The 11,446-nt window shown below is 32.1% G+C and carries 13 protein-coding genes; 12 read left to right on the plus strand and 1 reads right to left on the minus strand.

From position 1 onward, the window contains the following. Nucleotides 1-212: hypothetical protein (locus tag H8909_RS13395; RefSeq protein ID WP_238928183.1), on the plus strand; the 212-nt coding region annotated here is incomplete at its 5' end. A gap of 60 nt (nt 213-272) precedes the next feature. On the opposite strand, the gene H8909_RS01000 is transcribed toward H8909_RS13395, so the two are convergent. After that, entirely contained in the window at nt 273-1,496 is a 1,224-nt protein-coding gene (locus H8909_RS01000) for an RNA polymerase factor sigma-54 (RefSeq protein WP_187011505.1), read from the minus strand. A 125-nt stretch (nt 1,497-1,621) separates the two neighbouring features. Here H8909_RS01000 and H8909_RS01005 point away from each other — a divergent pair, with 125 nt between their 5' ends. From H8909_RS01005 to H8909_RS01055, 11 genes are all read left to right on the plus strand, one after another. Beyond that, the gene (locus tag H8909_RS01005; RefSeq protein WP_369409784.1) at nt 1,622-4,309 is read left to right on the plus strand and encodes a sigma 54-interacting transcriptional regulator; all 2,688 of its coding nucleotides are present in this window, start codon (nt 1,622-1,624) and stop codon (nt 4,307-4,309) included. A gap of 396 nt (nt 4,310-4,705) precedes the next feature. After that, a complete protein-coding gene (locus H8909_RS01010; RefSeq protein ID WP_022424605.1) occupies nt 4,706-5,119 on the plus strand; it encodes a PTS sugar transporter subunit IIA in 414 nt (137 codons plus the stop codon). A gap of 18 nt (nt 5,120-5,137) precedes the next feature. Beyond that, nucleotides 5,138-5,605, plus strand: coding sequence for a PTS sugar transporter subunit IIB (locus H8909_RS01015; RefSeq protein WP_022424606.1), 468 nt, complete (start codon nt 5,138-5,140; stop codon nt 5,603-5,605). A gap of 18 nt (nt 5,606-5,623) precedes the next feature. Next, nucleotides 5,624-6,397, plus strand: coding sequence for a PTS mannose/fructose/sorbose/N-acetylgalactosamine transporter subunit IIC (locus tag H8909_RS01020; RefSeq protein ID WP_055234119.1), 774 nt, complete (start codon nt 5,624-5,626; stop codon nt 6,395-6,397). After that, the gene (locus tag H8909_RS01025) at nt 6,387-7,235 is read left to right on the plus strand and encodes a PTS system mannose/fructose/sorbose family transporter subunit IID (protein WP_187011507.1); all 849 of its coding nucleotides are present in this window, start codon (nt 6,387-6,389) and stop codon (nt 7,233-7,235) included. Before H8909_RS01020 ends, H8909_RS01025 begins: the two co-directional genes overlap by 11 nt. A 34-nt stretch (nt 7,236-7,269) precedes the next feature. Further along, nucleotides 7,270-8,265, plus strand: coding sequence for an SIS domain-containing protein (locus H8909_RS01030; protein ID WP_187011508.1), 996 nt, complete (start codon nt 7,270-7,272; stop codon nt 8,263-8,265). Between the two features lie 50 nt (nt 8,266-8,315). After that, a complete protein-coding gene (locus H8909_RS01035) occupies nt 8,316-8,960 on the plus strand; it encodes an HAD family hydrolase (protein WP_187011509.1) in 645 nt (214 codons plus the stop codon). Nucleotides 8,961-8,964: 4 nt separating this feature from the next. After that, the gene (locus tag H8909_RS01040) at nt 8,965-9,600 is read left to right on the plus strand and encodes a hypothetical protein (RefSeq protein WP_187011510.1); all 636 of its coding nucleotides are present in this window, start codon (nt 8,965-8,967) and stop codon (nt 9,598-9,600) included. Between the two features lie 126 nt (nt 9,601-9,726). Beyond that, entirely contained in the window at nt 9,727-9,990 is a 264-nt protein-coding gene (locus H8909_RS01045) for a type II toxin-antitoxin system Phd/YefM family antitoxin (protein ID WP_055234107.1), read from the plus strand. After that, nucleotides 9,983-10,282 (plus strand): type II toxin-antitoxin system RelE/ParE family toxin, encoded by a 300-nt coding sequence (locus H8909_RS01050; protein ID WP_187011511.1) that lies wholly within the window; start codon nt 9,983-9,985, stop codon nt 10,280-10,282. The genes H8909_RS01045 and H8909_RS01050 overlap by 8 nt, the downstream gene beginning before the upstream one ends. A 166-nt stretch (nt 10,283-10,448) precedes the next feature. Next, nucleotides 10,449-11,408, plus strand: a complete 960-nt coding sequence (locus H8909_RS01055; protein ID WP_187011512.1) for a helix-turn-helix domain-containing protein — start codon at nt 10,449-10,451, stop codon at nt 11,406-11,408. Nucleotides 11,409-11,446: the final 38 nt, after the last annotated feature.

An 11,446-nucleotide genomic window follows, 5' to 3' on the forward strand; every position in this document is an offset into this window, starting at 1 on the left:
ATATCAGTCTGTTTTGTTTAACGTTCTTGACGTATGGTGAGTTAGATAATAACTTAATTTCTTCATCAGTGAATTTTTTTGATTTTGACATAGTAGAATTTAAACAACAAAACAAAAAAATGATACCCACAGGAGGGGTATCACAACTGTCAGGTTGTTGTCCTCCTTATGGGTACCATTTTATTTACACCCCTGGCAGTTTTAAAGCTTGAGTTAACCCCAAGTCTATTTAGTTACTCTTTATGTGAAAAGGCTAAGTACAAGTCATAGTCTTATTTAAGAACCTTACGTTTTGTAGACGAAGGAATATTCAATTGTTGTCTATACTTGACAATGACTCGACGTGAACAATGTAATTCTAATTCTTCTAGTTTCTTTAGAATTTGATTATCCGAAAGTGGGTGCTCTTTATCTTCACTATCAACTAATTCAACAATAGCTTTTTTAATAGAGTCACTACTATCTCCTGAAGCAGTTTGAGAAACAAGAAGTTGTTTAAGAGGATAAACCTCACCATTAAAGCTGTAGTACTTATTATTTAATGTACGTGAAATAGTAGATTCATGGAATCCTGTTTCACTTGCAAGCTGTGATAAGGTACATGGATATAATTCATCATCGTATAAGAAATAACCACTTTGGATATCAACTAAAGCATTTGCAACAAATAATACTGTTTGATTTCTCTTTGTGAGATTTTCAATTAAGAAATGTGCATCATTAAAATAAGATTTCATATTTTCATCATTCTTTACCTTCTCATAAAGAAGATCATTTACGATGAGTTCAGGTTGATTGATAGGAGTAATCATAATATTGGAATCTTCTACCTCTATTAAAACATCTGGTGAGATATAATCATCCTGGGATGAACTATACATATTACACGGGAATGGATTACAAGAACGTATTTCATAAAATAAATGGTCTATCTCTTCTTTTTTTAATCCTGTTTTCTGTTTAATAAGTGAATAGTTTTGAGTTAAGATAACATCCTGATAATCTCTAAATAGTGTATAACTTTTTGTTTTATTATTATTTTTTAATTGAATGATGATTGAATCAATCGCATCAGCTGCTCCAACACCATTTGGTTCAAAAGAACGTAATATATCTAAATGAGCATCAAGCATTTCTCTATCTATATCTAAATCAGTGAGATATTGATCACTAGGGTAGGATAAGAATCCGCTATCGTCTAATGATTCAATCAAATAATCCATCAAATCTTCATTATATGGGCGAGTACATGCACTTAATTGTAAATAGAGATCATCTTTTAAAGAACGTTTATTAGAAATACTTTCAATAAACTGCTGAGTATCATAGTTTTTAGGTGATTTTAGTTCTAAAAAAGGATTGGTTTCTAATACTTGTTGAACAACTTTATTGATATCATCAATGTTGTCAGTAAGGAAATCTAACGATTTTAATAGTTTTTGATTTAATTTTAATGTTTGTTTTAATGTTTGAGTATATTGCATTTTTTGTTTCATATTCATCACCCCTCACTATTATATAGCAAAATTCGTGCCAATTAATGTATGGATATTTAATAGAAAAGTATAACGAATAACGATTGTTGCACACAAGTTTTATTTGTTTTATCATGAACGATGAGGTGATTTCATTGAAAGAAAAAATAATGTTGTTGATTAATGGAAGAATGGATCAAAATTCATATGATGAATGTCAATCCATCCAATTATCAAAAGAATTAAAACTAAGTAGAAATCAAGTGACTAGATTATTAAATGAACTATTTAATGACAAGAAACTTATTAAAATCAAAACAAGCCCTGTTTTATATCTTTCAAGAGGTTCTCTTGAAAGTAAGTATAAGAAGAAACTCTCATCAGATGAATACAAATCATTAGATGAATTGGAAGCTGAATTAAACAATCAGACAGAATTAAAGAACTTTGAAAAACTTATTGGGTCTAATGAAAGCATGTATCAGATTGTAGAGAAGATTAAGGCAACAGTATCTTACCCACCAGTAGGATTACCTATGTTGTTTTATGGACCAACTGGTACGGGTAAATCATTTATGGCTAAACTTACGTATGAATATTGTGTAGACACAGGCTTAATTGATGCATCTAAGAATTTTGTACAGGTGAACTGTTCAGAGTATGCCAATAACCCAGAACTACTCACAGCGAATCTGTTTGGCTATAAAAAAGGTGCTTTTACAGGTGCAGATAGTGATAACTTAGGTTTATTACATTTTGCGGATGGTGGAGTATTATTCTTAGACGAAGTGCATTGTTTAAATGCTGAATGTCAGGAAAAATTATTCCTTTATATGGACCAGGGAATCTATCACTTAGTAGGTGATAATAATAAGTGGTATAAATCTAAATGTAGAATTATATTTGCGACAACAGAAGCACCACAAAAAGCATTATTAAAAACATTCCTCAGACGTATTCCAGTTATTCTAACAATTCCATCTCTTGCACAAAGAGGAGAAAATGAAAAACTAGAACTCATGTATAGCTTTTTGAAGAATGAAGAGAAGCGTGTTGGCAAAACAATTCTTATTTCATCTAACGTTTATGAGTTGTTACTGAATCACACATTTGTAGGTAATATTGGTGAACTGACTAATACTATTCAGGCAAGCTGTGTGAGTGCATTATACAAAAGTAATTCAGATACGTTAGAAATACATGCTTATGATTTGCCTGACAGTATTAGAAATAGTATAGATGTTTCCTCTATGATTATGAAGAAGCATAAACTTGTGTCTCTTAATACACTTCTTCCTGTATCAGATCAGGGTATCATTAAAGATTTTTATCAATCATTAATTAATCTTAAAAGAGATCAGTCATTTGCAGTAAATGCACAGAATACTGTAGATAGATATTTTGAGAAGCTTATATTTAATGATAATCGTGCAGATTCAATTGATTATCTTACAAACTATCTAGAAAAGATATTTAATAATATCACTGAACATTATGGCTTTAGGACTTCACATAATGAGTTGATTGCACTTGCTACATATGTTTCAGAATTCTCTAAGAATACATATCTCACAAATAACTGGATCAATGAGAATTATGATGAAGTAAAAAACTTAAAGAAATATCTAAAACTTGAATTTCATCGTGAATATGAAATAGGACAGGAAGTTTCTCATTACTTAAAGAATAATATGAACCAGGATATTGATGACTTTGTAGAATGTATTATCTGTATTTGTATGATTAAGTATTTTGCACATTCTGGTGAAGATCTCACAATTGCGGTTATTATTGCGCATGGTTATTCAACTGCAAGTTCTATTGCGGAAGCAGCCAATAGAATGTTGAATAGTTATATATTTGATGCGATTGATATGCCATTAGATGTGGATATACAAACTATTACAAGAAAGATCAATGATTACATTGCACATGTTGGTAATATCTCAAAACTTTATTTATTAGTTGATATGGGTTCTCTTGAAGAAATATATCAGGGATTAGATACAAGTAATGCAGATATTGCCTTAGTAAACAATATTAATACTAAATGTGCGCTAGAAATAGGACAGGGAATTAAACTCAATAAAACAGTGACTGAAGTAATTGATTCTATTCTTAAGGAAAACATCTATAAAACGCATGTAGAACTTAAGAAAAAGAAAGAACCTATTGTAATCTGTTCTTGTGCATCAGGAATTGGTACAGCGAATAAGATCAAAGAAATCTTATTCAATTCTTTACCTGAAGATTCAAATCTAAAGATTATTACTTATGATTATTCTGCTTTAATACGTAAACAGGTCTATGATCAGTTAATGAATGATTATGAGGTTGTATGTGTCATTGGCACACTTGATCCAAATATTGAATCTATGAAATATATAGGTATACAGGAATTGATTATTAATGAGGGTCAGAATGCGATAGAAGTATATTTTGGGAAGTATATGACTCAAGCTAAGATGGAGATATTCGAAAAGAATATCTTACGTAATTTCACATTATCCAATGTCATGAATAACTTAACTATATTAAATCCAGATAAACTACTAGAACATGTTGCGAAAGGAATTGATCATCTACAGAATATCTTACATAAGAGATTTAAGAATAGAACATGCTTTGGATTATATGTTCATATCTGCTGTCTTGTAGAAAGATTAGTTACAAGACAAGCTATTTCAAACTTTACTGATCAAGACTTTAAGGAAAAGCATCAAGAGTTTATAGATCAAGTAAATATCTCAATGAAAGATGTTAAAACATACTACAACGTTGAGATTCCAGATGAAGAAATAGAATATATATACAACTATATTATTAATGATTAGTGTGCTATTAATTGGCACACTTTTTGCTTGTTTAAAAGTGGAAGTTAGTTGTACAGATTAAGCGTAAAGATCTATAAACTGGCACGAAGCTTGCCTGTTTAAAAGTGGAAGTTAGTTGTACAGATCAAGTGCAAAGATCTATAAACTGGCACGAAGCTTGCTTGAGTATAAGTGGAAGCTGGTTGTACAGATTTAGCGTAAAGATCTATAAACTGGCACGAAGCTTGCTTGCTTAAAAGTGGAAGCTAGTTGTACAGATCAAGCGTAATTAATCTATAAACTGGCACAAAGCTTGCTTGTTTAAAAGTGGAAGCTGGTTGTACGGATCAAGCATAAAAATCTGTAAACTGGCACAAAGCTTGCTTGAACTAAGATGAGTGGAAAGGAGTGTAAATCATGGCAAAAATCATACTTGCATCGCATGGAGGATTATCTGCAGGAATGCTTGATTCAGTAAAAATGATTGTTGGAGAATTAGCTGCTGACGTAGAAACATATAGTTTATTACCAGGACGCAATCCTAACGAATATGTAACTGAATTAAAAGAAAGAATCAGTACTTCTTCAGAAGAATTCATAATTTTATGTGATATCAAAGGAGGTAGCGTTTATAACGCTATGATTCAGCTGCTGGATATGGGTAATGTAGAAATTATTTCAGGAATGAACATGAATATAGTTTTAGAATTAGTTATTAAAAACAGTAGCGGATGTATTGATATTGATAATGCCTTAAAAGAAGGAAAAGAAGGAATTCAATTAAAAAATAAAGATAATGTCGCCGTTAATACAGAAGACGAAGATTTCTAAAAAAAGGAAGGTGGATTTATGTTAGTAGGGTTAAGAGTTGATCATCGTTTATTGCATGGTCAGGTAGCATTTTCTTGGACAAGTGCACTAGGAGCTGATTGTATCTTGATTGCAAATACAGCAGTTACTAAAGATAATCTTAGAAAAACAGCTATTAAAATGGCAAAGCCAGCAGGAACAAAATTAGTTATTAAGAATATTGAAGATTCAATCAAAGCATTAAATTCAGGAGTAACAGATAAATACAAGTTATTTGTTATTGTTGAGAGCGTAAAAGATGCTTACGAATTGATGACAAAAGCAGATATTCATTCTGTAACACTTGGCGGAACAAAGGCTACAAATGAAACAAAGAATATTTCTAAAGCAGTGAATCTGACTGATGAAGAAATTTCATTAGTAAAGGAACTAATCGAAAGAGGGGACGAAGTTGAAATTCGAATGGTTCCAGCAGATAAAAAGATGTTAGCTAAAAACGTTCTATAAAGGAGGAAAAAGATTATGATGTTGAAGGCGTTTTTACTTGGCTGTATCGCATTCTTAGGGAAATGTGATTTGGCTACAGGTACTAACCAGTTACAGAGACCTATTATTTTGGGCCCGCTGGTAGGTCTAGTGTTAGGTGATCTTGATGCAGGAATTAAGATTGGTGCAACACTTGAACTTGCATTCTTAGGTTCTTATTCAGTTGGTGCATTTATTCCACCAAACGTTATTGTTGGTGGTGTATTAGGAACAGCATTTGCGATTGTTACAGGTAAGGGACCTGCAGTTGCATTTACAATGGCGTTCCCAATTGCTTTACTTGCAGTAGCAATTGATAATATTTTCTTCTCATTAGTTAGACCATTGCTTGGTAAAGTTGCTGATAACTATGCTGAAAAAGGTAATGTACACATGGTAAGTGTCATTCATATGGCTACAGGGTTCTTAACATGTACAGTACTATTTTTAATGGTATTCCTTGGATTCTCAGTTGGATCAGATGCAATGAAGAAATTTGTAGAAGCTATTCCAGCTGTTATTACTAACGGATTAACTGTCGCAACAGGTTTATTACCAGGTATCGGGTTTGCTATGTTAGCTCAGATGATCATGAATAAGAAGGTCGTACCATTCTTCTTCTTAGGATTTGTATTATCAGCATATTTCAAATTACCAGTAGTTGGTATCGCACTCTTAGGTCTTATTATTATTTTTACAACAATTGATTTCACAGCTAAAAAAACACAGTTAGCAACAGATGTAGTAGAGGAGGATGATGACGATGACTTCTAAAGTAGATACACCAATCAATGCTGAAAATGGTGGTGTTATTACAAAAAAAGATTTAGTTAGAATGTTCTGGAGATCATTACCAATGGAATTCTCATGGCACTATGAAAGACAGATGCATATGGGATTTGAATTCATGATAGGTCCAGCTCTTAAAAAGATTTATAAAGATGATCCTGAAGGATTAAAACAAGCATTACATAGAAACTTGGAATTCTTTAACTGTACAGCCCATGTCACACCTTTCATTGGTGGTATCACACTAGCTATGGAAGAAATGAATAGAGCAAATGATGATTTTGATGCATCATCTATCAATGCAGTAAAAGCTGCGTTAATGGGTCCTTTAAGTGGTATTGGTGATTCACTTATCTTAGGAACACTTCGTGTATTAGCAGTAGGTATTGGTACATCTCTTGCTATTAAGGGTAATATTCTTGGACCAATCCTATTCTTCTTAATTTTCAATGTTCCTACTTTCATCTTACGTTATGTATGTGCAATTAAAGGATATGAATTAGGAGCAAACTATTTAGAAAAAGTTCAGGCTTCTGGCTTGATGGAAAAATTCATGTTAGCAGCTGCAATTCTAGGGGTTATGGTCATTGGTGGTATGACAAACGAACTTGTTGTAGCTAAAACAGCATTAAAAATCGGTAGTGGTAAGTCAGCTACACAGATTCAAAGTGTATTAGATGGTATTATGCCAGGATTGTTACCATTAGCAGCAACTGGAATCTATTATAAGTTGTTGCAAAAAAAGACAAATGTCATTCTTATGATTGTTGGTACAGCTATCTTTGGTATTATCTGTGCACAATTTGGAATCTTAGCAGCTTAAAAAAATATTTATAAATAAAAAAGGAGAAAATATTATGTTTAATTTTGATGAAAAGAAAGTTTATACAGATCATTTAAATGGGGTAAATATGATTCCTCAGGTAGAAAAGGTAGTAGATAAAATTTGTGAAGATGGGTATAAGAATATCTTCTTAGTTGGTATTGGTGGAACACTATTATATGCAGGACAGATTTTCCATACAGCTAGACAGTTAGGATGCTCTTTACCATTATATTTAACTAATGCTACAGACTTCTTATATGAAGGTGATGCAAACTTTACAAAGGATTCAGTAGTAGTTGTTGCTTCATTATCTGGCCATACAGTAGAAGTAGAACAGGCTATTGATAAAGCACACGAAGTAGGTGCTAGAGTTATTGGTTATGTAGAAGTAGTTGATACTCCAATCGCAAACAAAGTTGATGAATTAGTCACAACAGTAGGTGGAGAATATTACTGGTGGTATACAGTTGTCTTAAGATTCATGAAGAATGCTGGACAGTTCGATAAGTATGATGAATTAGTATCTGATATGCAGAACTTACCAAAAGATATTGTTCAGGTATATAAAGATGCAGATGCTCAGATGAAAGAATATGCAGATAAATACTGTGACTCACCACTTACATACTTAGTAGCTTCAGGTAACCTTGAAGACTGGGCTCATTGTTATGGTATGTGTATTATGGAAGAAATGCAGTGGATGCGCACTCGTCCTATCTCAGCAGCTAACTTCTTCCATGGTTTATTAGAAGTTATCGAAAGAGATACTACAGTATTATTAATCAAGGGTGAAGATAAGACTAGACCAGAAATGGATCGTGTTGAAAACTTTGTTGGTAAAATTTGTGCAAATGTTACAACTATCGATACTAAGAACTTTGAATTACCTGGTATCAGAGATGAATTCAGAGGTATCTTATCTCCAATCGTAATGAGATCAGCATTCATGAGACTTAATGTTCATCTAGAACACAACAGACGTCATCCATTAGACATCAGAAGATACTATAAGTGCTTAGAATACTAAAAAGAGAAAACGGGCAAGGCATTATATAATGCCTGCTCGTATTTATAATTATGATTAAAACTGTTATTTTTGATATGGATGGTGTCATCTTTGATAGTGAAACCATGTATATAAATGATTTGATAAGATTTTTTAAACAGCATGATATAGAAATACAAGTAAGTGATTGTATTCCTCTCATTGGTATTGATAGTAAATTATATTATGAACATGCATACACAATGTGGAATGGAAAAACTGATTTCATGACATTTAAAAATATGCTTCAAGAATATTTTCGTTCATTAGATCGTGATTATAAAGCGGTAGTTAGACCTCAGATCTATTCCGTTTTAGAACACTTAAGTAAACATTATAAAATAGCATTAGCGTCCTCTTCTAGGTTATATACTATTAATACTGCGTTGGATCAGGCTGGTTTAAGAAAGTATTTCTCACTTATAGTAAGTGGTGAACAATTCAAAGAAAGTAAACCAAATCCAGAAATATATCTACATACAATTAAAGAATTGAATGTGAATAAAGATGAAGCTATTATTATTGAGGATTCATCTAAAGGAATATTAGCTGCAAATAGAGCTGGTATTAAGGTATTGGCTTTAAAAGATGATAAGTTTGGCTTAGATCAGAGTCAGGCAGATATAATTATTAATGAATTAAATGATATTATAAAGTTGATTGAGAAAGGGGCATAAAAGTATGAATGCTATGTTAATTGTCGCTATAGTGATTGCTATTATTGGTACTATTCCAGTAATCATCAGAAAGAAACTCCTAAAAAATTATCTAACATTACTCCAAAACAATGATATTAAGGCAATAAAAGACTTAATGGCAACTCAACTAGCTAAGATATGTATTCCTCTATTTAATAGGGAATATTTACTTTTAAATGCTTATCTAAAAGTAAATGATAACAAACAAATAGATACTCAAGTAAACAATATAATGAATCATGTTCCTATGAATTCTAAGCAGAAGTCTACTCTCGCAAAATCAGTATTCTATATATATGTAGATAAGAAGAATGCATCTATGATTGATCGTTTGTTGGAAATGGTTAGCACTACAAATGATCATGCCCTATATAGACAGATGGATATGGTTAATGATACTTTGATTAGTGGTGGAATTAAGTATTATGATGAATTGAAGTCTGATCTAGAAGATGAAGAATATACTAAAAACAATGAAGATACTCCCTATCTTGAATTCTTATTATCAGTTATCTACAAAAATATGGGTAATGAATCAAAGAGTAAGGAATATAAGAGTAAAGCTTTAGAAGACAGTAAAGGAACTATATATGAATCTTTAATTCATTCTCAAAATTAATAGGATGATTTAAATGTTCTCTTACCAGAAAGACAGCCTAATGGTTGTCTTTTATATTCGCCAGAATATTTCTATCATATCAACATAATTATGCTATAATTATGTTGATGAAAGGAGTGAGGTATTATGCCACTAATTCTACCTATTAAGGAGTTAAGAAATACAAATGATATCTCTAATATTGCACACAAACATCATGAACCTATTTTCATTACAAAAAATGGCTATAGTGACCTGGTTGTGATGAGCAGTGAATTATATGATGAGTTTGCTAGAATAAATCGTATAGACAAAGCAATCTTTGAATCTGAACAAGAACTGTTGGATGGTGCAGAAGCAGTTGATGCAAAAAAAGTATTCGATGATTTGGAGAAAAAGCACTTTGGATAAGTATCAAGTAAAAATCAATCCCAAAGCAATTTCTGAATTAGATTATATTTACAACTATATTGCAATTGAAAAATCAGCCTCTGAAAATGCGAGAGCACAAATTAATCGAATTAAAAATGCTATCTTGGGTTTGGATACTTTTCCTGAATCTCATCAAGTGAGAACAGAAGGAAGATATGCTGGAAAATACAGACAATTATTGATTGATAACTATATTGTCATTTTTCGAATTGACGAGCTACATAAAACTGTTTACGTGGTTACAGTCCAATACCAGGGACGTAATATATAAGGAGATAGACTAAATAACGCATGTTCACACCATGCGTTTTTTTTATATAATCAGACTTGTTTAGAAAAATCACCTCCTGCAACCGCCAGTTGACATATTTTCATCCTGAATTGGTAGAAGGAAACTATCATAATTGGTATATTTGGTATGTAAGGAGGAGAAGAATATGATTCTTGCTGATAAGATTATAGAAGAAAGAAAAAAGAATGGATGGTCACAGGAAGAACTTGCAAGTAAGTTAGGTGTATCTAGGCAGGCTGTTTCAAAATGGGAAAGTGCAGGATCTATACCAGACCTAAAAAGAATACTTCAGATGTCTGAACTGTTTGGTGTCACTACAGACTACTTATTGAAAGATGAAATAGAAGAAGAACCACTCAATGAATATACAGAAACTAATACAATCAAGGTAAGTATGGAAGAAGCCAATCAATATTTAGATATGAAAAGTAAAGGTTCAAGAATAGTCGCCAATGCGACAAGTCTATGCATATTAAGTCCTGTACCTCTTATAGTATTAGGTACAATGACAGAAGATCATATACTTATAGGTTTTAGTTTAGTACTACTTCTTGTATTAGTCGCAATAGCTGTCTATCTATTTGTGAATTATGGATTACGAGAATCTCATATGCAGCATTTAGAAAAAGAAATCTTTGAGACAGAATATGGTGTACCAGGAATGGTACGTGAAAGAAGAGAACAATATGAATCAACATTCACAAGGAATATTGCGATAGGAGTAGTACTTTGTATTCTTTCTGCCATTCCTACTATAATGGCAGGTGTAATGGAAGTAGAAGATTATACGAGTGGTATATCTGTAGGTCTATTACTTATTATTGTTTCTATAGGTGTCAATATTCTTATTCGTGCAGGTATGATCAAGTCTAGCTATGATACTCTATTGCAGGAAGGGGAATATACAATAGAAGAGAAACATTTGAAAAAGAAGACAGATGCTTTTTCGGGTGCTTATTGGTGTTTAATGGTTGCGATATATCTTGGATGGAGTTTCTGGACAAATAACTGGAAGTTCACATGGATTATATGGCCAGTGGCTGGAGTATTATATGCAGCAGTGCTTGGTCTGGTGAAAATGACTATAGAAGGTAGAGAGAAGTAGTTTATTCAATCTTAAAATAATTATTAGAAAAGTGATAG

Origin of the sequence: Catenibacterium faecis (genome assembly GCF_014306455.1) — a bacterium.
Lineage (GTDB): Bacteria > Bacillota_I > Bacilli_A > Erysipelotrichales > Coprobacillaceae > Catenibacterium > Catenibacterium mitsuoka_A.